Source organism: Phenylobacterium sp. (assembly GCF_030681155.1).
In the GTDB taxonomy this organism is placed as follows: domain Bacteria; phylum Pseudomonadota; class Alphaproteobacteria; order Caulobacterales; family Caulobacteraceae; genus Phenylobacterium.
Window position 1 is genome coordinate 19,426 of sequence record NZ_JAUXXE010000068.1, and the last position, 21,801, is coordinate 41,226.

Annotated in this window: 20 protein-coding genes; 8 read left to right on the forward strand and 12 right to left on the reverse strand. The window is 66.9% G+C overall.

Annotated features, from left to right (window positions below):
* Nucleotides 1-69 precede the first annotated feature (69 nt).
* Nucleotides 70-1,716, forward strand: a complete 1,647-nt coding sequence (locus tag Q8M13_RS17060) for an MDR family MFS transporter (RefSeq protein WP_305301292.1) — start codon at nt 70-72, stop codon at nt 1,714-1,716.
* Nucleotides 1,717-1,865: 149 nt separating this feature from the next.
* On the opposite strand, the gene Q8M13_RS17065 is transcribed toward Q8M13_RS17060, so the two are convergent.
* Nucleotides 1,866-4,028, reverse strand: coding sequence for a primosomal protein N' (locus tag Q8M13_RS17065; protein WP_305301293.1), 2,163 nt, complete (start codon nt 4,026-4,028; stop codon nt 1,866-1,868).
* A 78-nt stretch (nt 4,029-4,106) separates the two neighbouring features.
* Between Q8M13_RS17065 and fsa the strand changes: the two genes are divergently transcribed.
* The 3 genes from fsa to Q8M13_RS17080 are packed head-to-tail and all read left to right on the forward strand — an operon-like array spanning nt 4,107 to nt 6,371.
* Nucleotides 4,107-4,760: a fructose-6-phosphate aldolase gene (fsa, locus tag Q8M13_RS17070; RefSeq protein ID WP_305301294.1), complete on the forward strand. Its 654-nt coding sequence runs from the start codon at nt 4,107-4,109 to the stop codon at nt 4,758-4,760.
* A 19-nt stretch (nt 4,761-4,779) separates the two neighbouring features.
* A complete protein-coding gene (locus Q8M13_RS17075) occupies nt 4,780-5,457 on the forward strand; it encodes a DUF484 family protein (protein WP_305301295.1) in 678 nt (225 codons plus the stop codon).
* Entirely contained in the window at nt 5,442-6,371 is a 930-nt protein-coding gene (locus Q8M13_RS17080) for a tyrosine recombinase XerC (RefSeq protein ID WP_305301296.1), read from the forward strand. The genes Q8M13_RS17075 and Q8M13_RS17080 overlap by 16 nt, the downstream gene beginning before the upstream one ends.
* 32 nt (nt 6,372-6,403) lie before the next feature.
* Here the strand turns inward: Q8M13_RS17080 and Q8M13_RS17085 are convergent, their stop codons facing one another.
* The 7 genes from Q8M13_RS17085 to Q8M13_RS17115 all read right to left on the reverse strand — a co-directional run bounded on the left by Q8M13_RS17085 (nt 6,404) and on the right by Q8M13_RS17115 (nt 15,681).
* On the reverse strand, nt 6,404-6,820 hold the full coding sequence (locus Q8M13_RS17085) for a GNAT family N-acetyltransferase (RefSeq protein WP_305301297.1): 417 nt from the start codon (nt 6,818-6,820) through the stop codon (nt 6,404-6,406).
* Nucleotides 6,820-8,220, reverse strand: a complete 1,401-nt coding sequence (gene lpdA, locus Q8M13_RS17090; RefSeq protein ID WP_305301298.1) for a dihydrolipoyl dehydrogenase — start codon at nt 8,218-8,220, stop codon at nt 6,820-6,822. Before lpdA ends, Q8M13_RS17085 begins: the two co-directional genes overlap by 1 nt.
* A 79-nt stretch (nt 8,221-8,299) precedes the next feature.
* Entirely contained in the window at nt 8,300-9,526 is a 1,227-nt protein-coding gene (gene odhB, locus Q8M13_RS17095; protein ID WP_305301299.1) for a 2-oxoglutarate dehydrogenase complex dihydrolipoyllysine-residue succinyltransferase, read from the reverse strand.
* Nucleotides 9,527-9,580: 54 nt separating this feature from the next.
* Nucleotides 9,581-12,535 (reverse strand): 2-oxoglutarate dehydrogenase E1 component, encoded by a 2,955-nt coding sequence (locus Q8M13_RS17100; protein ID WP_305301300.1) that lies wholly within the window; start codon nt 12,533-12,535, stop codon nt 9,581-9,583.
* A gap of 80 nt (nt 12,536-12,615) precedes the next feature.
* A complete protein-coding gene (gene sucD / locus Q8M13_RS17105; RefSeq protein WP_305301301.1) occupies nt 12,616-13,494 on the reverse strand; it encodes a succinate--CoA ligase subunit alpha in 879 nt (292 codons plus the stop codon).
* Nucleotides 13,494-14,693, reverse strand: a complete 1,200-nt coding sequence (sucC, locus tag Q8M13_RS17110) for an ADP-forming succinate--CoA ligase subunit beta (RefSeq protein WP_305301302.1) — start codon at nt 14,691-14,693, stop codon at nt 13,494-13,496. Before sucC ends, sucD begins: the two co-directional genes overlap by 1 nt.
* A gap of 451 nt (nt 14,694-15,144) precedes the next feature.
* Nucleotides 15,145-15,681: a GNAT family N-acetyltransferase gene (locus Q8M13_RS17115; RefSeq protein WP_305301303.1), complete on the reverse strand. Its 537-nt coding sequence runs from the start codon at nt 15,679-15,681 to the stop codon at nt 15,145-15,147.
* Nucleotides 15,682-15,781: 100 nt separating this feature from the next.
* On the opposite strand from Q8M13_RS17115, the gene Q8M13_RS17120 reads away from it, so the two are divergent.
* A complete protein-coding gene (locus Q8M13_RS17120) occupies nt 15,782-16,453 on the forward strand; it encodes a lysozyme inhibitor LprI family protein (RefSeq protein WP_305301304.1) in 672 nt (223 codons plus the stop codon).
* 20 nt (nt 16,454-16,473) lie between these two features.
* Here the strand turns inward: Q8M13_RS17120 and Q8M13_RS17125 are convergent, their stop codons facing one another.
* Nucleotides 16,474-17,460: a malate dehydrogenase gene (locus tag Q8M13_RS17125; protein ID WP_305301305.1), complete on the reverse strand. Its 987-nt coding sequence runs from the start codon at nt 17,458-17,460 to the stop codon at nt 16,474-16,476.
* Nucleotides 17,461-17,607: 147 nt separating this feature from the next.
* On the opposite strand from Q8M13_RS17125, the gene Q8M13_RS17130 reads away from it, so the two are divergent.
* Nucleotides 17,608-18,015, forward strand: a complete 408-nt coding sequence (locus Q8M13_RS17130; RefSeq protein WP_305301306.1) for an HIT domain-containing protein — start codon at nt 17,608-17,610, stop codon at nt 18,013-18,015.
* Here Q8M13_RS17130 and Q8M13_RS17135 read toward each other — a convergent pair.
* On the reverse strand, nt 18,012-18,785 hold the full coding sequence (locus Q8M13_RS17135; protein WP_305301307.1) for a hypothetical protein: 774 nt from the start codon (nt 18,783-18,785) through the stop codon (nt 18,012-18,014). The genes Q8M13_RS17130 and Q8M13_RS17135 overlap by 4 nt on opposite strands.
* Before the next feature lie 65 nt (nt 18,786-18,850).
* On the reverse strand, nt 18,851-19,702 hold the full coding sequence (locus tag Q8M13_RS17140) for a CoA ester lyase (RefSeq protein ID WP_305301308.1): 852 nt from the start codon (nt 19,700-19,702) through the stop codon (nt 18,851-18,853).
* A gap of 56 nt (nt 19,703-19,758) precedes the next feature.
* Here Q8M13_RS17140 and Q8M13_RS17145 point away from each other — a divergent pair, with 56 nt between their 5' ends.
* Nucleotides 19,759-20,142, forward strand: a complete 384-nt coding sequence (locus tag Q8M13_RS17145) for a DUF2237 family protein (protein ID WP_305301309.1) — start codon at nt 19,759-19,761, stop codon at nt 20,140-20,142.
* Between the two features lie 108 nt (nt 20,143-20,250).
* Here Q8M13_RS17145 and thpR read toward each other — a convergent pair whose 3' ends face one another.
* On the reverse strand, nt 20,251-20,787 hold the full coding sequence (thpR, locus tag Q8M13_RS17150) for an RNA 2',3'-cyclic phosphodiesterase (RefSeq protein WP_305301310.1): 537 nt from the start codon (nt 20,785-20,787) through the stop codon (nt 20,251-20,253).
* A gap of 128 nt (nt 20,788-20,915) precedes the next feature.
* On the opposite strand from thpR, the gene Q8M13_RS17155 reads away from it, so the two are divergent.
* Complete coding sequence (locus Q8M13_RS17155; protein WP_305301468.1) at nt 20,916-21,665, forward strand: Bax inhibitor-1/YccA family protein; 750 nt, start codon at nt 20,916-20,918, stop codon at nt 21,663-21,665.
* Nucleotides 21,666-21,801 lie beyond the last annotated feature (136 nt).

Consider the following 21,801-nt stretch of genomic DNA (forward strand, 5'->3'; position numbering starts at 1 on the left):
ATCTTCGAGACTTTGATTTAGAACGATAAATTTAGGGGCGGCCCATTCCGGCCGCTACGGAAGCGCCATTTGAACCAGCCGCACGTCCATAGTGACGAGGAGCGTCGGCTGACGCTCATCTCCGTGATGATCGTCTTCCTGCTGGCCGCCATGAGCCAGACGGTCATCGCCACCGCCATGCCCCGCATCGTGGGCGACCTTTCGGGCCTGCATCTCTACGCCTGGGCCACCACCGCCTATCTGCTCGCCTCGACGGTCATGGTGCCGATCTGGGGCAAGCTAGGCGACCTTTACGGCCGCAAACCCATTCTGCTGACCGGCATCGGCCTGTTCCTGACCGGCTCATGGCTCGCCGGTCTCTCGGGAGAGTTCGGCGACCTGCCGCTGATCGGCGGCGGCATGACCCAGCTGATCACCTTCCGCGCCATCCAGGGCATGGGCGGCGGGGCGCTGTTCACCACCGCATTCGCCATCCTCGCCGACCTGTTCGCGCCCCGCGAGCGGGCCAAGTTCTCGGGGCTGTTCGGCTCGGTGTTCGGGATCTCCAGCATCTTCGGACCTGTGGTCGGCGGCTTCTTCACCGACCATGGCACCGTGACCATCGCCGGCCACCTGATCGCCGGCTGGCGTTGGGTGTTCTTCTTCAACGTGCCGTTCGCGGCCGCCGCCATCGCGATGATCCTCTGGAAGATGCCCACCCTGCCGCGACGCGGCGGCGGCGGCATCGACTGGATCGGCGCCGCCCTGATCATCGCCGCCTTCGTGCCGCTGCTGCTGGCCATCACCTGGGGCGGGCGCGAGCATCCGTGGAGTTCGCCGCTGATCCTCGGCATGCTGGCCTGGTCGGCCGCGGCGCTGATCGCATTCATCTATATAGAGACCAAGGTTCGCGAGCCGATCCTGCCGCTGGAGCTGTTCTCCAACCGCACCTTCGTCACCGCCAATGGCGCGGCCTTCGTCTATTCGATGGCCTTCATGGGGGTCTCGAGCTTCCTGCCGCTCTACATGCAGGTCGGCCTCGGCTATCCAGCCACCAAGAGCGGCCTGACCATGCTGGCCCTGATGGGCGGCTTCGTCTTCTCCTCGACCATCGGAGGCCAACTGGTCACCAAGACCGGCCACTTCAAGCCGTTCATGATCGGCGGCGGCGCCATGCTGCTGATCGGCGCGGCCCTGCTCTGCTTCATCGGTCCCGACACCTCGACCGCCGATCTCGCGTGGCGACTGCTGATCTTCGGGATCGGGCTCGGCCCGGGACAAAGCCTGTTCAGCCTGGCGGTCCAGAACGCCGTGCCGTTCCACCGGCTAGGGGTGGCGACCTCGTCCAGCCAGTTCGTCCGCCAGATCGGTTCGACCATGGGCGTGGCGCTGTTTGGCGCTCTGCTGACAGCGGGCCTCGCCAGCGAACTCGACCGCCACGCCACCGAAAACCCCACCGCCCAGGTCCGCAAGCTGGATCTTGGCGACCTGCAGAAGATGGCCCTCGACAAGACCCTGCATCCGGAACTGGCCGCCGCCCGCGCCGCCGATCCGGTCGCCGTCGAAATGGAACGCACGATCCGCGAGAGCTTCTCGGTCGCCATCGTCCACGGCATGATCTTCAGCCTCGCCGTGCTGGTGCTGGGCTTCATCCTGATGCTGATGGTCCCCGGCGCGCCGCTGCGCGAACGCGAAACCGTGCCGCCGCCGGAAGCCGCGGCGGAGGCCGCGGAGTAACCACTTCCACTCGTCATCCTCCGGTCGTCTGCAAGACGATCCGGGGGACCCAAGCTGAGTTGCAGGACCTGCTAGGCCGCTTGGGTCCCCCGGATCAGCCTTCGGCTGACCGAAGGATGACGAGTTTGGGGGCTGTACGCGTCGGTGGACTACAGGAAGCTATACGGATCGACGTCGATCGAGACGCGGATCGCGCCGGGGGGCCGGATCCGCGCGCGCCACGTGGCGAGATAGGCCGACAGGTCCACGTTCCTATCGGCCCGGATCAGGAACCGCTTGCGTCGTCGCCCGCGGATCAAGGCCAGTGGCGCGTCGGCCGGGCCATAGACCTCCACCCCCTCGGCGTTGGGCGCGGCCTGGGCCATCAGCCGCACGAACGCCTCCAGCGCCTGGGCGTCAGGCCCCGAAACCACGATTGCGCCGAGACGGCCGAACGGCGGCAGCTTCATAATCTCGCGCTCGGCCATTTCTGCCTCGATGAAGGCGTCACGATCCTGGGCCTTCAGCGCCTGCATGACCGCGTGCTCGGGCGCATAGGTCTGCAGCAGCGCCCGCCCAGGCCGGTCACGCCGCCCCGCCCGGCCAGTCGCCTGGGCCAGGAGTTGGTAGGTCCGCTCCGAGGCTCGCAGATCCCCGCCTCGTAGACCCAGGTCGGCATCGACCACGCCCACCAGGGTCAGCTTGGGGAAGTTGTGGCCCTTGGCCGCCGCCTGGGTGGCGACCAGGATGTCGATCTCACCATCGGCCATCGCATCGACCAGCCGCCGGGCCTCCTTGGCGTCCCAGACCGTGTCGGACGAAAACACCGCCACCCGGGCCTCAGGAAACAGCATCCGCGCCTCTTCCTCGACACGTTCCACGCCGGGGCCGATCGAGGTCAGACTGTCCTTGGCCCCGCAGTGCGGGCATTTGTCGGGCTTGGGCATCGAGAAGCCGGTCAGGTGGCAGACCAGGCGATTGGAGTAGCGATGCTCGACCAGCCAGCTATCGGTGTCGGGCGAGGTCATCCGCTCGCCGCACGCCTTGCACAGCACCAGCGGCGCATAGCCTCGCCGGTTCAGGAACAACAAGGTCTGCTCGCCGGCGGCGAAGGTCTCGACCATCGCCTTGACCAGCGGCGGCGAGAGCCAGCGGCCGGTTTCGGGCGGCGTCTCCTTCAGGTCGATCAGGGTGATCTCAGGCAGCCGCGCGACGCCATGGCGCGAGGACAGCTTCAGCCAGCGATAGCGCCCGGTTTCGGCGTTGCGCAGCGACTCCAGGGACGGGGTCGCCGAGGCGAGGATCACCGCCGCCCCCTCGATCTTGCCGCGCGCCACCGACAGGTCGCGGGCCTGGTAGATGAAGCCCTCGTCCTGCTTGTAGGAGCCGTCGTGCTCCTCATCGACCACGATCAGCCCAAGCTTGATGAACGGCAGGAACAGCGCCGAACGCGCGCCGATCACGATCCGGCAACCGCCGGTCGCCACCGCATCCCAGACCTTGCGGCGCATCGGCGGGGCGATGTCGGAATGCCACTCGGCCGGCTTCACGCCGAACCGCTCTACGAACCGGGCGATCACCGCCTGGGTCAGGGCGATCTCCGGCAGCATGACCAGAACCTGGGCGTCAGGATCCCGCGCCAGGGCGGCGGCCACCGCCTCCAGATAGACCTCGGTCTTGCCCGAGCCGGTGACGCCGTCGAGCAGGGCGACGTTGAAGCCCCCCTCATCGACCATCGACACCAGCGCGGCGGCGGCGGCGGCCTGACTGGCGTTCAGCTCATGACCCTTGCGGTTCAGGTCGGGCGCATCGAAGCGCGCGTCGGCCTCGATGATCCGCAGGGCCAGAACGCCCTCGTCGATCAAGCCCTTGATGACGCCGGACGAAACCCCGGCGGCGCGGGCCAAGTCGGCGGGCGACAATTGCTGTCCGGCGGCGGCCTCCAACACCTTCAGCCGCGCCGGCGTCGCGCGGCTGGGCTGGACGCCTGTGACCTCGACGACCTTCTCCGGCTTGGCCTTGGGCGCCCGGGCGCCGCGAATGGCGATAGCCAGCGGCTGACCAGGCGCATCGACGGAATAGCGCGCCGCCCACTGCACGAACTCGATCGCACCCGGCGGCAAGGGTGGTGAATCGAGCTTGCTCTCGATCACCTTCAGCGGCCGGTTGCCGCCGGCGCCTTCACGCAGGGCCACCACGACGCCGCGCAGCAGGCGCGGCCCAAGCGGCGCGGCCACCTGATCACCGACAGCCAGTTCCATCCCCTCGGGCTCGGCGTAGTCGAACGCCTCGGGCAGCGGCATCGGAAGCAGGACGGAGGCGATGCGGCTCATTGCCCGGCCCAGATAGGCTGGCTTGGCGGCCGTGCAACCGGTAAAGAGCGCGGCATAATCCGCACCAGAAGGTCACCCATGCAGCTCTTTCTCGACACCACCGACGTTGGCCTGCTCAAGGAGCTCGTCGCTACCGGCCTGGTCGACGGCGTGACCACCAATCCCACGCTGATCGCCAAGTCCGGCCGTCCCATGCTGGAGGTCATCGCTGAGATTTGCGACCTCGTCGAGGGCCCCGTGAGCGCCGAGGTCGCCGCGACCGACGTCGCCGGCATGCTGGCCGAGGGCGCCAAGCTCGCCGGTGTCGCCCCCAACGTCGTGGTGAAGCTGCCGCTGACGCGCGAAGGGCTGATCGCCACCGCAGAGTTTGCGGTCCAGGGCATCCAGACCAATGTCACCCTGTGCTTCTCGGCCGCCCAGGCCCTGCTCGCGGCCAAGGCCGGCGCTAGCTACATCTCGCCCTTCATCGGCCGCCTCGACGATTACGGCGCCGACGGCATGGACCTGATCAGCGAGATTCGCGCGATCTACGATAACTATGATTTCGACACCGAAATTCTCGCCGCGTCGATCCGTACCCCAAGCCACGTAACGGCTGCGGCCCTGGCCGGCGCCGATTGCGCCACCATCCCGCCCACCGTTTTCACCGACCTCTTCAAGCACCCGTTAACCGAAAAGGGGCTTGAACAGTTCATGAGCGACTGGGCCAAGACGGGTCAGTCCATCCTGTAAGAGACAGCGGGGGCTGAGCATGGACGTCGGGGCGCAGGCGAAAGAACACCACCTGGGCCCGGACGGCGTCCGCCGCTTCCTGTCCGACAACCCCGACTTCCTGCGGGATGATCCGTCCCTGCTGGCAGAGCTCGGCCTGCGGCCGGACGCCGCCAATGTCGTCGACTTCGGGCCGGCGGCGCTGGCCCGGGTCCATGAGGCGCATCGCCGCGAGTCCAGCGCCCGCAAGCACATCGAAGCCACCGCGCGCGCCAATTTCTCGGCCCAGGCCCAGACCCACGGCGCGGTGGTCGACATGCTCGAGTCCCGCAATCACGCCGACCTGGCGCGCCGCGTGGACGAACTATCCCAACAGCGTTTCGGCCTCGCCGCCGGCGTCGTGGCCCTGGAAGGCCCTGAGCGCACCCCGGCCGGCTGGCGGATGCTGGTCGAAGGTCAGATCGACATGATCATCGGCCATGACCGCGTGGCCCTGATGGGCTTCCAGCCCACCGCGCTTGGCCTGTTCGGCGAGCGCGCCGGATCCATCCGCTCCATGGCCATGGTACGCATGGCCATCTGGGAGCCGTCACGCGAAGGCCTCCTGGCCTTTGGCTCGGAAGACGAACACGGCTTCACCGAAGACATGGGCGCCGAACTGGTGGCCTTCCTCGCTCGCGTGGTGGAACGCACGGCGGAGCGGTGGCCGGTCCTGTGACCTCGGCCCGCCAGGCGCTGGCGCTCTGGCTGGAACACCTGGCCAAGGAGCGGCGCGCCTCGCCGCGCACCGTTGAGGCCTACGCCTTCGCCGGCGGTCGCTATATCAACTTCCTCGAACAGCACCGCGGCGAGGCCCTGTCCCTCAGCGCGATGGGCACGCTCACCGCCGGCGAGGTCCGCGCCTGGCTCGCCTATCTGCGCCAGGGCGACAAGCCGCTGTCGCCTCGCTCGCTCTCCCAGTCGCTCTCGGCGATCCGCACGTTCCACCGGTTCCTCGACCGGCGGATGGATACTCCCAACGCCGCCATCGCCCTGGTGCGCGGGCCGCGTGTGCGGCCCGGCGCGCCGCGCCCCGTCACCGAGGACCAAGCGCGCGGCATGATGGCCGAGCCTTCGCTTGATCCTGACCGCGAAGACTGGGAGGCCAGCCGCGACGAGGCGGTGCTGACCCTGCTATATGGCTGCGGCCTACGAATCTCCGAAGCGTTGTCGCTCAAGCGCAGCGACGCCCCGCTGCCCGAGTCGCTCCGCATCCTCGGCAAGGGCTCCAAGACCCGCATCGTCCCGGTGCTGCCAGCGGTACGGGAGGCGATCGACATCTATCTGGCCGACGTGCCGTTCGTCCTCTCACCCGATGAGCCGCTGTTTCGCGCCAAGCGGGGCGGGCCGCTGAGCCCACGCCACGTCCAGGCTACGGTGCAGAAGCTGCGCGGCCGGCTGGGCCTGCCCGACAGCGCCACCCCGCACGCGCTGCGCCACTCCTTCGCCACCCACCTATTGGGGGCTGGGGCCGACCTGCGCTCGATCCAGGAACTCCTCGGCCACGCCTCGCTCTCGACCACCCAGCGCTACACCGAGGTCGACGCCGAGGCCCTGCTCAGCGCCTACGCCAAGGCCCATCCGCACGCCTGACCGTCCCCTTCGCAAAGGGCGCGGTGGTGCTGCTAACGGCTCATCCTAATCCAGCCCACCGAGGAGCCTGGATCGTGGCCCTTCTCGACGATCCGAAAGCCCTCGCGGGCGTAGAACGCCTGGGCTCGGGTGTTGGGAACCTGGCATTTGAGGTGCAACGGACCATCGGCGCCGTCGGCGACGTGATCAAGCAAGGCCTTGCCGACGCCCAGGCCGCGGGCCTCGACATAGAGCGAATGCAGGAAACTGTCCGGGCGGTAGAGGCTAGCCACGCCGAGCAGGCGCTCGCCGTCGACGGCCAGATAGACCTCTTCATCCTGGGCCGCGGCGATGAAGTCGGCGCCCTGATGCCGCTCGGGCGGGATCCAGGTGAAGGTCGCGCGCAGGACGCGCTCGTATAGCGCCGCGCAGGCGGCGATTTCGCCAGCCTGCGCGCGCCGTACGATCATCAGGACTGCATCGTCCAGCCCTCGACGCCCATCGCAGCCTGACGGCCAGCTTCCGAGCGGGTCGGGTGCGGGTGGCAGACACGGGCGATGTCCTCGCTCGCGGCCTTGAAGGCCATGGCCACGCAATACTCGCCGATCATCTCGCCGGCTTGCGGGCCGACGATGTGCACGCCGAGGATTTCGTCGGTCTTGGCGTCGGCCAGCACCTTGGCGAAGCCTTCGGTCTCATGGTTGATCTTCGCGCGGCTATTGGCGCTGAACGGGAACTTACCGACTTTGTAGGCGACGCCGGCCTCCTTGAGTTGTTCCTCAGTCTTGCCGACCCAGGCCACTTCCGGCGAGGTGTAGACGACGCTCGGGACCAGATTGTAGTCCACGTGGCCCCACTTGCCGGCGATCAGCTCGATGCAGGCGACCGCGTCTTCCTCGGCCTTGTGCGCCAGCATCGGACCCAGGATCACGTCGCCGATCGCCCAGACGCCAGGAGCGGTGGTCTTGAAGTGGTCGGTCGGGATGAAGCCGCGCTTGTCGGTCTCCACGCCCACGCTTTCGAGGCCGAGGTTTTCAGTGAACGGACGCCGGCCGATGGCCAGCAGCACGTATTCGGCCTCGATGGTTTCGGCCGCGCCGCCGGCGACGGGTTCGACCGTCAGGCTGACGCTCGACTTGCCTGCCTTGGCGCCGGTCACCTTGGAGCCCAGCTTGAACTGGACGCCCTGCTTGGTCAGCGAGCGTTGGAAGGTCTTGGCGGTCTCGGCGTCCATGCCGGGCGTGATGCGGTCCAGGAACTCGACCACGGTCACCTCGGCGCCGAGGCGGCGCCACACCGAGCCCAGCTCCAGGCCGATGATGCCGGCGCCGATGACGACCAGGCTCTTGGGCACTTCGGGCAGCGACAGGGCGCCGGTGGAGTCGACGATGCGGTTCTGATCGACGTCAACACCGGGCAGCGGAGAGGGCTCCGAGCCGGTGGCGATGACGATGTTTTTGGTTTCGAGGACGCTGACCGAGCCGTCCTCGGCGGTCACCTCGACCTTGCCGGCGCCCGCGATCTTGCCCGCGCCCTTGATCCATTCGACTTTGTTTTTCTTAAACAAAAACTCGATGCCCTTGGTGAGGGCGGTGACCGAGTCGGCTTTTTGCTTCATCATCTGAACCAGGTTCAGCTTCGGCTTCACGTCGATGCCGAGGGTGACGAATTCAGCGCCGGCGGCGGCTTCATAGAGTTCCGAGGCGTGCAGCAGCGCCTTGGAGGGCATGCAGCCGACATTGAGGCAGGTGCCGCCCAGGGTGACGCGCTTTTCGACAACGGCCGCCTTCAGGCCGAGCTGACCGGCGCGGATCGCCGCGTTGTAGCCGCCGGGGCCGCCGCCGATGATGATGACGTCGTATTGAGCCATTTGCTCTTCCAGTCCTTAGCAAAACGGCGAGGCGTGAAGCCCCGCCGCCGTTAGATGCGATCTGCCGTAAAGGCCGGGCTTAGACGTCCAGCAGCAGGCGCTGCGGGTCTTCGATGGCTTCCTTGACGCGGACCAGGAAGGTCACGGCGCCCTGGCCGTCGACGACGCGGTGATCGTAGCTGAGCGCCAGATACATCATCGGACGGATCACGACCTGACCGCCGACGGCCATCGGCCGCTCCTGGATCTTGTGCATGCCCAGGATGCCCGATTGCGGGGCGTTGAGGATCGGGGTCGACATCAGCGAGCCGTAGACGCCGCCGTTCGAGATCGTGAACGTGCCGCCTTGCAGGTCGTCCATGGCCAGACCGCCGTCACGGGCCTTCTTGCCGAGGGCGCCGATGCCCTTTTCGATACCGGCCAGCGACAGGGCGTCGGCGTCACGCAGCACCGGAACCACGAGGCCCTTCTCGGTGCCGACGGCGACGCCGATGTCGTAGTGGTTCTTGTAGATGATGTCGGTGCCGTCGATCTCGGCGTTGACGTCCGGCACGTGCTTCAGGCCGTGGATCACCGCCTTCACGAAGAAGCTCATGAAGCCGAGCTTCACGCCGTGGCTCTTCTCGAAGCCGTCCTTGTACTGGTTGCGCAGGGCCATCACCGCGCTCATGTCGACCTCGTTGAAGGTCGTCAGCATGGCGGCGTTGTTCTGGGCTTCCTTCAGGCGGCGCGCGATGGTCTGGCGCAGGCGGGTCATGCGGACCCGCTCTTCGCGTTCGTGGATTTCACGCGGCGCGCTCGGCGCGGCGGGCGCGGCCGGGGCGTTGGCGCGGGCTTCCAGGGCGGCGATGGCGTCGCCCTTGGTCACGCGGCCATCCTTGCCGGAGCCGGCGATGGCGCCGCCGTCGAGATTGTTCTCGGCCACGATGCGCTGAGCCGAGGGAGCGAGCGGCGCGGCGGCGGCCGGAGCGGCCTTGGGAGCCTCTGCCTTGGGAGCCGGAGCAGGCGCGGGAGCCGGCTCTTCCTTCTTGGCGGCCGGGGCCGGGGCGGGAGCGGCCTTTGCGCCGGCGGCGCCTTCGGCGAGACGGCCCAGCACTGCGCCGGGTTCGACGGTCGCGCCTTCTTCGGCGGCGATGAACTCGAGAACGCCGTCCGCGGGGGCGGCGACCTCGAGGCTCACCTTGTCGGTTTCAAGTTCGACCAGGATTTCGTCCTTCCTGACCGCGTCGCCGGCTTTCTTCGTCCAGCGCGCCACCGTCGCCTCGGTAACAGACTCGCCCAAGGCGGGGGTCATGATGTCGGCCATTTGGAAGTCCTGTCTCTCTTTGTTCGTTCTGTTCTTATTTAGGTCTCGCCAAGCCTAGGCGAAGGCTTCAGCGAGGAAGGTCTGCAGTTCTTTCATGTGCCGGCTCATCTGACCGGCGGCCGTCGAGGCTGAAGCCGGGCGGCCCACATAGCGGGCGCGCTTGGCCTTCACCTTGAGGCGCTCCAGCGTGAGTTCCAACCACGGATCGACGAAGGTCCATCCACCCATGTTCTTCGGCTCTTCCTGGCACCAGACCAGCTCAGCGTTCGGGAAGCGCGAAAGCTCCGTCGAAAGCGACTTCACCGGCCACGGATAGAACTGCTCGAGGCGCATAATATAGACGTCGTCGACGCCCTTTTCCTCACGTGCGTCCAGCAGGTCATAATAGACCTTGCCCGAGCACAGCACGACCCGGCGGATCTTGTCCGGCTCCACCAGCTTGACCGAAGTGTTGACGCCGCGCTCGGCGTCGTCGTTCAGCACGCGGTGGAAGGACGAACCCTCGGCCATGTCGGCCAGCGACGAGGTCGCCTTCTTGTGCCGCAGCAGCGACTTCGGCGTCATGACGATCAGCGGCTTGCGGAACTCGCGACGCAGCTGACGGCGCAGGACGTGGAAGTAGTTGGCCGGGGTCGAGCAGTTGACCACCTGCATGTTGTCTTCCGCGCAGAGTTGCAGGAAGCGCTCAAGACGGGCCGAGGAGTGCTCGGGGCCCTGACCTTCGTAGCCATGCGGCAGCAGCAACACGAGGCCGCTCATCCGCAGCCACTTGCGTTCGCCCGACGAGATGAACTGGTCGATGACCACCTGGGCGCCGTTGGCGAAGTCGCCGAACTGAGCTTCCCACAGGGTCAGGGTCTTGGGGTCGGCCAGCGAGAAGCCGTACTCGAAGCCTAGAACCGCCTCCTCCGACAGCGCCGAGTCGATGACCTCGAAGTGCGCCTGGCCCGGCCGCAGATTGGACAGCGGCTGGTAGTGCTCTTCGGTGGTCTGGTCGATCAGGTCGCAATGACGCTGCACGAAGGTGCCGCGCACGCTGTCCTGGCCGGCCAGGCGGATCGGGAAGCCCTGATCCAGCAAGGTGGCGAAGGCCAGGTGTTCGCCGGTCGCCCAGTCGATGCCGGCGCCCGCCTCGATGGCGGCGCGGCGGTTCTCGATGGCGCGCTTGACGGTCTTGTGGATGTCGAGGCTGGTCGGGATCGCGGTGATCTTCTGGCCCAGATCGACCAGCTTCTGCATCGGGACGCTGGTCTCGCCGCGACGGTCGTCGCCCTCGGGCAGGGCCAGGCCCGCCCACTTGCCGTCCAGCCAGTCGGCCTTGTTGGCCTTATAGACCTTGCCGGCCTCGAACTCCTGATCGAGGAAGGCGTCGAACTCGCCGATCCAGCCGGCGACTTCGTCCTCGGTGGCGACGCCTTCGGAGACCAGTTGGCGGGTGTAGAGCTCACGCGTCGACGGGTGGTCCTTGATCTTCTGGGACAGCAAGGGCGACGTCATCGTCGGGTCGTCACCTTCGTTGTGACCGAACCGGCGATAGCAGAACATGTCGATGACCACGTCCTTGCCGAATTGTTGGCGGAACTCGGTGGCCACCTTGGCGACGTAGACGCAGGCTTCAGGATCGTCGCCGTTCACGTGGAAGATCGGCGCTTCGACCATCAAGGCGACGTCGGACGGATAGGGCGAGGAACGGCTGAAGGCTGGAGCCGTCGTGAAGCCGATCTGATTGTTGACGATGAAGTGGACGGTGCCGCCGGTGCGGTAGCCCTTCACGCCCGAGATCGTGAAGCACTCGGCGATCACGCCCTGTCCGGCGAACGCCGCGTCGCCGTGCAGCAGCAGCGGCAGGACGTGGGCGCGACCGGAATCGGGGTTGTCGCGCAGGGTGAAGGCCTGCTTTGCGCGGGCCTTGCCCAGGACGACCGGGTTGACGATTTCCAGGTGGGACGGGTTGGCGGTCAGCGACAGGTGGACGCTGTTGCCGTCGAACGCGCGGTCCGACGAGGCGCCCATGTGGTACTTCACGTCGCCGGAGCCTTCGACGTCCGACGGCAGGGTCGAGCCGCCCTGGAATTCGTGGAAGATCACTTGGTACGGCTTGGCCATCACGGCGGCCAGGACGTTCAGGCGGCCGCTGTGCGGCATGCCGATGACGATGTCGCGGACGCCCAGTGCGCCGCCGCGATTGATGATCTGCTCCAGCGCCGGGACCATGGCCTCGCCACCGTCCAGACCGAACCGCTTGGTGCCGGGGAAGCGCTTGTGCAGGAAGCGTTCGAAGCCTTCGGCCTCGATCAGCTTCTTCAGGATGGCGATCTTGCCTTCCTTGGTGAAGTTGATTTCCTTGTCGCGGCCCTCGATGCGCTCCTGCAGCCAGGCCTTCTGGGCCGGGTCGGAGATGTGCATGTACTGGACGCCGATGTCGGCGCAGTAGGTGCGCTTCAGGATCGCCAGGATCTCGCGCAGGGTGCCCGTTTCGAGGCCCAGCACGTAATCGAGGAAGATCGGACGGTCGTAGTCGGCCTCGGTGAAGCCGTAGGTCGCCGGATCCAGTTCCGAGGCGTCGCCTTCCGGAATCGCGATGCCCAGCGGGTCGAGATTGGCGCGCAGGTGACCGCGCATCCGATAGGCGCGAATCATCATGATCGCGCGGAGGGAGTCGAGGGTGGCGGCGCGGACCGATTCGGCCGACGCGGTCGGCGCGGCGCGTTCGGCGACCTTGGCACCCACCTTGGCCTCGACCGCCGGCCAGAGGCCGTCGATCGCCGAGAGCCAGTCGGGACGGGCGGCGGGAACGCCGGCCTTGGTCCAGGCCCGCTTTCCGGCGGCGGCCTTAACTTCCTCGGTGCGGTCTTGCAGCGAGGAGAAGAAGGCCCGCCAAGAGGCGTCGACCGAATTCGGGTCGACCGCCCACTTGGCGTAGAGGTCCTCAACGAAGGCGGCGTTGCCACCATAGAGGAAGGAGGTCTCTGCGAGCACCTCGTTGATCAGACTTGCGTCGTCCGCCATTTCGTCCATTTCCCGGGTTGGTCCGGGCACGGACTTCGAGCGAAGGAGCCGAGCGCGGACCGCCCTTACTTAAGTTGCCGTCAGGCGCCTTTCAGCACCTGGAGGAGAGTTTCGCCCAATTTCGCCGGCGAGGGGGAAACGCGGATGCCCGCAGCTTCCATCGCGGCGATTTTGTCTTCTGCACCACCCTTGCCGCCCGAAATAATGGCGCCGGCATGACCCATGCGACGACCAGGGGGGGCCGTGCGACCGGCGATGAAGCCGACCATAGGCTTCTTGATGGCTGAATTCTTGATGAACTCGGCTGCATCTTCTTCGGCCGAACCACCGATTTCGCCGATCATGATGATCGACTCGGTTTCCGGGTCCTTGAGGAACAGGTCGAGCATGTCGATGAACTCGGTGCCCTTGACCGGGTCGCCGCCGATGCCGACCGCCGTCGATTGGCCGAGCCCGACGTTGGTGGTCTGGAACACCGCTTCGTAGGTCAGGGTGCCGGAGCGCGAAACCACGCCGACCGAGCCCTTCTTGAAGATGTTGCCCGGCATGATGCCGATCTTGCATTCGTTCGGCGTCAGGACGCCGGGGCAGTTCGGGCCGATCAGACGCGACTTGGAGCCGGCCAGCGCCTTCTTCACCTTGACCATGTCGAGCACCGGAATGCCCTCGGTGATGCAGATGATCAGCGGGATTTCGGCGTCGATGGCTTCCAGGATCGAGTCGGCCGCGAAGGGCGGCGGGACGTAGATCACGCTGGCGTCGGCGCCGGTTTGCTTGGCCGCTTCACCGACCGTGTCGAACACCGGCAGGCCGATGTGCGTCTGGCCGCCTTTGCCCGGGGTCACGCCGCCGACCATCTTGGTGCCGTAGGCGATGGCTTGTTCGGAGTGGAACGTGCCTTGGGCGCCGGTGATGCCCTGGCAGATGACGCGGGTGTCTTTACCGATGAGGATGGACATCAGTTCGCCTCCCGCACGGCTTTGACAATCTTTTCAGCGCCGTCCGAAAGGTCGTTCGCCGCGATCACGTTCAGACCGCTTTCGTTGATGATCTTCTTGCCGAGTTCGGCGTTGGTACCTTCGAGGCGAACCACCAGCGGAACCGTCAGCCCGACCTGCTTCACCGCGTTGACCACGCCGTTGGCGAGGATGTCGCAGCGGGCGATGCCGCCGAAGATGTTGACCAGGATACCCTTCACGTTCGGGTCGGCCATGATGATCTTGAAGGCCGCCGTCACCTTGGGCTCGTCAGCGCCGCCGCCGACATCCAGGAAGTTCGCCGGCTCCGCGCCGTAGAGCTTGATGATGTCCATGGTCGCCATGGCCAGGCCCGCGCCGTTGACCATGCAGCCGATTTCGCCGTCGAGGGCGATGTAGCTGAGGTCGAACTTCGAGGCCTCGATTTCCTTCGGGTCCTCTTCGCTCTCGTCGCGCAGGAGGACGATGTCCGGGTGACGGAACAGCGCGTTGGAGTCGAAGCTGATCTTGGCGTCCAGCACCCGCAGGTGATCGTCAGCCGTGACGATCAGCGGGTTGATCTCCAGCATGCTCATGTCCTTGGCGAGGAACGCCGCGTAGAGCTGCGAGAGAAGCGTGGCCGCTTCCTTGGCCAGCGCGCCGCTCAGGCCGAGCGCCTTGGACAGCGCGCGAGCATGGTGCGGGAAGACGCCGGTGGCCGGGTCGATGGAGAAGGTGACGATCTTCTCGGGGGTCGAGTGAGCGACCTCCTCAATGTCCCTCCCGCCTTCGGTCGAGGCGACGACCGAGACATGGCTCGTTTCGCGATCCACCAGCAGAGACAGGTAGAATTCCTTGGCGATCGCCGCGCCTTCTTCGATGTAGAGGCGGTTGACCTGCTTGCCCTTCGGACCGGTCTGATGGGTCACCAGCACGCGGCCGAGCATTTCCTCGGCGTTAGCCTTGACCTCATCGACGGACTTGACGACCCGGACCCCGCCCTTGGCGTCTGGTCCGAGGCCCTCGAAACGGCCCTTGCCGCGTCCGCCTGCATGGATCTGGGACTTCACGACGAAGACCGGACCGCCAAGGTCCGTCGCGGCCTTGACCGCCTCGTCGACAGTGAATGCGGCATAGCCGCGCGGTACCGCCACGCCGAACTCGGAGAGGACGGACTTGGCTTGATGCTCGTGGATGTTCATGAGGCCGCGGAACGCGTGATCGGGAAGTCCGCCGGGCTCGACGAACGGCCGGGGTTATAGGCGCCACGCCGCGATGTGGCAACCGCGCCACGCCAAGAAAAAACCAGCTCACCCTGCGTGATATGTATTGCATTGCGCCGATAACGCGGGTCGCCCGCTACGAGAAGAATACCTGCCCAAGTCGTCGTCCCGGCAACAAGGCAAGGCTTCCGGCGACCGATACGCCGCGTCAGGAAGGCATTCCCACGCTCCATCGGCGCAGCTTCACCTTATGACGCCTCGTGGCGGCTGGAACCAGGCGAAGAGCGATAAGCGCGGAAACGGAATTCCGGCTGACCCAAGGGAAACCGCCGGGCTGGGCGTAAGCGGCGCCCACCCTGGCGGAGGGGACGGCTGAGCGACGCCCAACTCGTCGCAAGGTGCGACAATGTGCCCGCCGACGCAGCCCTGATCAGCGCGCGCGGGCCTTCCACTCTTCGCGGCTCTGACCCCAGACGTCGATCGAGTCATTCAGCGGCGGCGGCAGGACCGCGTGGCGCAGGATCTTCGAGCCGAGGCGACGGGCGACGTTCTGGGAATTGATGTTGCCCGGATCAATGGTGTGAACCACCTCGGTCCAACCGAGATGGTCGAAGGCCCAGTCGATGGCCGCCGTCGCGCCCTCGATGGCGTAGCCCTTGCCCCACGACTCGCGCGTCACGCCCCAGCCGACCTCGGTGCCCGGCCAGCCCTCGGGCTGCCACGGACCGAGCCGGCCAACCCAGCGGCCGCTCTCCTTCTCGATGATCGAGAACATGCTGAAGCCGCGGACCACCCAGGCGCCGGTCATGGTGCACATGGACCGCCAGGCGATCTCGCGCGGCTGCGGCCCGCCCAGGTAACGATTGATCTCCTCGTCCGCGGCGAAGGCGGCCCAGCCCTCGAAGTCCTCCGGGGCAGGGGGGCGCAGGATCAGGCGGGCGGTTTCAAGCGTGGGTCCAAGGCTCATGCCCGGCACATTCCGATTATTCGCGGCGCGCGACCAGATGGTTCAGTGACCATTCAGCGCCGACCTCGATCCTCTACCGCTCGAAATGCGGAGACAGGCGATGACTTTCGACGGCGGGGACGAGCGCCCCCTCACCCTGGCGCGGGATGCGGACGAGGCGTCCCCGCGCCTCCCCCGCAAGGCCTTGATCGGGGGCGTCGTGACAGCTTGCCTAGTGGGCGCCGGCCTCGGTTTCGCCGCCAAGCCCCACATCGTGACGAGCTCGCCCAAGCCGGTCGCTGCGGCCGCGACCTCAGCTGATGCGGGGAGCCAGATGGACATCGTCATGGCCCAGCCGCCGCCTATGCCTGCGCCGCCGAAGAGCTCGCCGCTGGAAGTGATGTCGCCCGAACTTGCGCGGGCCGCGGCGGCGAGCGCGCCGCCAGCTGCGGCCGAGCCTGTGGAACGCGATGCGCCTGCGCCCGAGGAGATCGAGCCGCAACCCGAGCGCCTGGAAGAGGCCAGCTTCGACTGCCGACGGGCGGCGTCCTATGCGGAGGAAATGGTGTGCTCCGATCCGGCGCTCGCGGCGGCCGATCGGCATCTGGCCCGGGCCTACCAGCGGGCGCTGCGGCTGGGCGTTCCCTACGACCTGCTGCAGGCCGAGCAGAACAATTGGATGGCGATCCGGGAAGAAGCGGCGCGACGCTCGCCGCGGGCGGTGGCCGCGCTCTACGATCAGCGCATCGAGCAGCTGAACGCCATGGCGCGCGGTCCGGGTCCCGACTGGTAGCCGGGACCCGTCGCAGGGTCTTAGCCGAGCATGTCCTTGATGGTCTCGCGCTCGCCGACGAGTTCGTCGTTGGTGATCGCGATCTTGCTCTTGGCGAAGTCGTCCATCTCGTAGGAGGTGATGACGTCGTAGCCGGTGGCGGTGGTCTTCACCGGCATGCCGGCCCAGACGCCTTCGGCGAAGCCGTAGCGGCCTTCGCTGGCGATGGCGACCGAGTGGACGGCGCCGACGGTCGTCAGGTCGCGCACGTGGTCGATCAGGGCGTTGGCGGCCGAGGCGGCCGAGGACAGGCCACGGGCTTCGATGATCGCCGCGCCGCGCTTGCCGACGGTCGGCAGGTAGTCGTTCTTCAGCCAGGCTTCGTCGCCGATGACGTCAGCAGCAGCTTTGCCGCCGATCTTGGCGTGGGTGAAGTCGGCGAACATGGTCGGGCTGTGGTTGCCGTAGATGAACAGTTCCGACACGTCGTTGATCGAGACGCCGGCCTTCTTGGCCAGCTGAGCGCGGCCGCGATTTTCGTCCAGACGCACCATGGCGGTGAAGCGGTCGGCGGTCAGGCGCTTGGCCTGGCTGGCGGCGATCATGACGTTGGTGTTGCAGGGGTTGCCGACCACGGCGACGCGGGCGTCGTCAGCGGCGACGGCGTCAATGGCCTTGCCCTGGGCGATGAAGATCTTGCCGTTGTCCTTCAGCAGATCGGCGCGCTCCATGCCCGGACCGCGCGGCTTGGAGCCGACCAGCAGGTTCCAGTTCGCGTCCTTGAAGGCGACGTTCGGATCGTCGGTCAGGACCATGTCCTGCAGCAGCGGGAAGGCGCAGTCTTCCAGCTCCATCGCAACGCCCTTCAGCGCCTTCTGGGCGCCCTCGACCGGAATCTCGAGCAGTTGCAGGATGACCGGCTGGTCCTTGCCCAGCATCTCGCCGGAGGCGATACGGAAAAGGAGGGCGTAACCGATGTTGCCGGCGGCGCCCGTGACAGCGACGCGGATCGGCTTCTTCGTGGTCATGGAACTGTCCCGTGGTTGCAGTGCGGAAATCGCGGGCGGTCTAGACCCGCAAATGCGCCCCGGCAAGGCCAAGTGACAGCCGCCGCCCCGCCGACTACCAAGGCCGCGCCATGTTCGTCGCCCCCGCGGGGCGCCCCGGAGAGCACGATGTTCGAGTTGGATGACGCTTTCGTCGCGACGTCTCAGGCTGTGGGGGACCTATCCCTAAGTCATGTTCGGCTGCACGACGACGCCCGCTATCCGTGGATCGTGCTGATCCCGCGCCGCGAGGCCGCGCGCGAACTCGAGGACCTGACCCGCCAGGACCTGGCCACACTCACCGACGAAATCCTGGCCGCCGGACGCGCGGTGCGGGCCCTGGGCTTCAGGATCGACAAGCTGAACGTCGGGGCTCTGGGCAATGTGACGCCGCAACTGCACGTGCATGTCGTCGGACGCCGCCTGGGCGATCCGGCCTGGCCTGGCCCGGTCTGGGGCCATAGCCCGGCGCAGGCCTATGACGGCCCGGCGCTGGACGCCGCCCTCGCTGCGGCCCGCGAGGCCCTGGGGCTCTAGTCCCGCTTCAGGGTCACGGTCGTCCGGGTGCCGGCCTCGTCCAGAACGCCGGTCCAGGTCCCGCTCGCGGCGGGATTGAGCGTGATTGTCGTGGCCCCCACCCCCGGCCGCGTCTGGAAGCTGGCGCTGAGCTGGGCGCCGATACGCTGCACGCCGGTCATGAAGCCCGAGGCGTCGGTCGCGCCACGCCGCCTTGGATCGCGCCATGCGCCCTCCAGCTGGCCGCGCCCCTTATCGACGAACAGCAGTGAGTAGAGCGGCTGGCCGCCGGTCGTGCTCAGCGTCCAGGCGCCGTCGAGCGGCCCTTGCATGCCTTGGGCTGAGGCGAAGGACGAACGCAATCGGGTCTCGTAGCCGAGCTCCACCGGGTTGAGCGGGGCCTCGGGGGTCTTGTCGTACTCGTCCACATGCACCGGCGCGCTCAGCTTGGGCGCCGCGGGCCGCGAATAGGTCTGGGGCGCGTAGGTCGTCGGCGCGGGATTGTAGGGCGCCACCGGCCGCGGCGTGTAGGGAACCGGGCCCGGCGTGTAGGGGACCGGCCCTCTGGAGGGATAGGACGCCGTAGACGCAGGCGGCGTCACCGGGGCGTAAGGATAGGCCGGCGCGGCTGTAGGCGGCGGCGCATACGGTAGGGGCGCTGGAGGCGGTGGGGGCAAGGCGCCCATCGCCTCGGCCTGATCCTCGTCCATCGCCGGCGCCTGATCGAGCAGCGCGCCGATCGGATCGACCGCGTCCTGGGCGAACGCCGGTGGCGCGGCCATTGCGGCCATTGCGGCCATTGCGGCCAACGCAACAAAACAGATCGAAGACTTGAGCAAGAAGTTCAAAATACGCCTCACGCCCGAGCGATAGCGTCCGAGACGGCGATCAAACGCCGCGCTTCGGCCAGATGCAATCGCTCCACCATACGCCCCTCAACTCGAATAACCCCCTTAGCGGCGTTTTCCGGCGAATCGAAGGCCGCCACGATGGCCTGCGACCACTCGACCTCCTCCTCCGCCGGGGTGAAGGCGCGGTTTGCGGCCTCGATCTGGCGAGGATGGATCAGGGTCTTGCCGTCGAAACCGAACTCCGCGCCCTGGTCGCATTGGCGGGCCAGGCCGGCGTCGTCGTCGATGCCGTTGAAGACGCCGTCCAAGATCACAAGTCCGTGGGCGCGGGCTCCAGCGACGGCCAGGGACAGCGGACCCGCCAGCGCCGCACGCTCGACGGTCAACCGGCAGCGCATCTCCTTGGCCAGATCGTTGGTCCCGATCACCAGGGCCGCGAGCCCGGCGCCCGCGCCGGCGATCTCGCTCAGGGCGAACAGCGAGGCGCAGGTTTCGACCATCGCCCACAGCGGCACGCCGCCCGCCTCGGCCGCGCCGTAGGCCCGCACGTCGTGGGCGCTGGACACCTTCGGGACCAGGATGGCGTCAGGCCGGGCGTTGATGGCGGCGGCTAGGTCCTCAAGGCCCCAGGGCGTATCCAGCCCGTTCACCCGGATCACCACCTCGCGTCGGCCAAAGCCGCCGGCCCGCACCGCTTCCACCGCCTGCTCCCGCGCCACGTCCTTGGCGTCTGGCGCCACCGCGTCCTCAAGATCGAGGATCACCACGTCGCAGGGCAACTCGCGAGCCTTCTCGATGGCGCGCGCATTGGCGGCGGGCATGTAGAGGGCGCTGCGGCGCGGCCGGTTTGCGGTCAAATCTCTAGGCTCCGGAAGGATGGCTAAGCCCCAGTCATAAGGGTTAGGATGTCGTCATGACCACCCGCTATGACGAAGGCGCCAAGAACGTGTTGGGCGGCGAACTGATCGCCTGCTCGCTCGATCCCGTAACCGGTTTCTTCCGCAACGGCTGTTGCGAGACCGGGCCGCATGACCTCGGCCTGCACACGGTCTGCGCGGTCATGACGGCCGAGTTCCTGTCTTACTCCAAGATGGTCGGCAACGACCTCTCGACCCCGATGCCGGAATATGGCTTCGCGGGCCTCAAACCCGGCGACCGCTGGTGCCTCTGCGCCCCGCGCTGGAAGGAAGCGCTCGACGCCGGCGCCGCTCCGCCGTTGGTGCTTGAGGCCACTCACGAGGAAACCCTGGCCATCGTGACGCTCGGCGTCCTGAAGGACCACGCGGTCGAGGCGTAGGGGCGATCGACATTCAGCCGAACGCGCCGCCTTTTCCCCGCTCATCCCGGCGAAGGCCGGGATGAGCGGGTTTGGTGCGAAACACCGAATATCGATTGGTCCCGCGCCTCAGATCAGCGGATATTCCCGCTCCAGCCGGTACCAGGAGCCGGCCTCCGACTGCCAGCTGGAATAGAGACCAAAGCTGGTGACCCGGAACGGCGTGCTGCGCAGCAAGTTGTTTTCCTGGATCCAGGCTGCTACGTCGGCCGGATTAGGACGGCGCAGATAGGCCAGGGTGACGTGCGGCTTGTAGGTTCGTATCTCGGGCTTCAGCCCAGCTCGGCGCGCCCCGATCTCACACCCACGCGCCAGATGCTTCAGCCCCTCGTTCTCGGCGACGCCGGCCCAGACCGCATGAATTTCCGCGCCCTCGCCGAAGGCTCCAGCGCCCTGAAGCTGAAGCTCCAGCGGACCGCCACCAAGGGTGGTGAACTCGGCGTCGAGGTCGGCGGCGACATTCTCGGCCACCTCGCCCACGAACTTCAACGTGATGTGGAGGGCCTCCTGAGGACGCCAACGCGCGCCCGGCAAACGATCCTGCCGAGCCAGGAGTTCTTGGGCGATGTCCTCAGGAACAGAGATGGCGGTGAACAGACGGATCATGGGGAAACTACCTAAGGTGCTGATGATCTGACGCAATCGTAATCCACCAAGCCTTGCGCGCGAGCCCCTGGACACCGATATTCGGCAATGCGCCCGCTCAGGGCGTTTTGAAAAGGGCCATGTTTCTGATGAGCGACTTCAACCGCGGCTACGCGCGCACGGTCCCCGCAGATCGCGCCGACATGTCGGTGGACGCGGGGCTCCGCAGCTTCATGCTCGGCGTCTACAACAAGGTGGCGTTGGGTCTGCTTCTTTCCGCCGCCCTGGCGTTCCTGACCGGCAACTTCCCGCCTATTCGCGACCTGATGTTCACCCAAGGCGCCAACGGCAAGATCGGCTACTCGCTGCTCGGCACCGTCGTGGCGTTCGCCCCGCTGGGCGTGATGCTGGTCGGCATGTTCGCCATGCGCAATCCCAACCCGCGCACCGCCAATATCTTCTATTGGACGATCGTCAGCCTGATCGGCGCCGGCCTCGGCGTTCTCACGCTGGTTTATACGGGCGCCTCGATCTTCTCGACGTTCCTGATCACGGCGGCGGCCTTCGGCGCCCTGTCGCTGATCGGCTACACGACCAAGAAGGACCTGACCGCGTTCGGCAGCTTCTTGATCGTCGGCCTCGTCGGCTTGGTGATCGCCAGCATCGTCAACATGTTCCTGAACAACGGGGCCATGGGCTTCATCATCAGCGTTCTGGGCGTGCTGATCTTCGCGGGTCTGATCGCCTACGACACCCAGCGACTGAAGATGAGCTACTACCAAATGGGCGGCGACCAGGCGGCGATGGGCGTGGCGACCAGCTACGGCGCGCTGAGCCTGTACCTGAACTTCATCAACCTGTTCCAATTCCTGCTCAGCATCTTCGGCGACCGCCGCTAGATCCAGAGACCGGACCAAGACCCACGAACCCCGGCGGGAAACCGCCGGGGTTTTTGTTTGGGCCGGCCTTTTATTATCTCGCTTGATGAGGGCTGGGGCCGGCGCTCTCAGAGCGCTATGCGGTCCCCTCACCTGG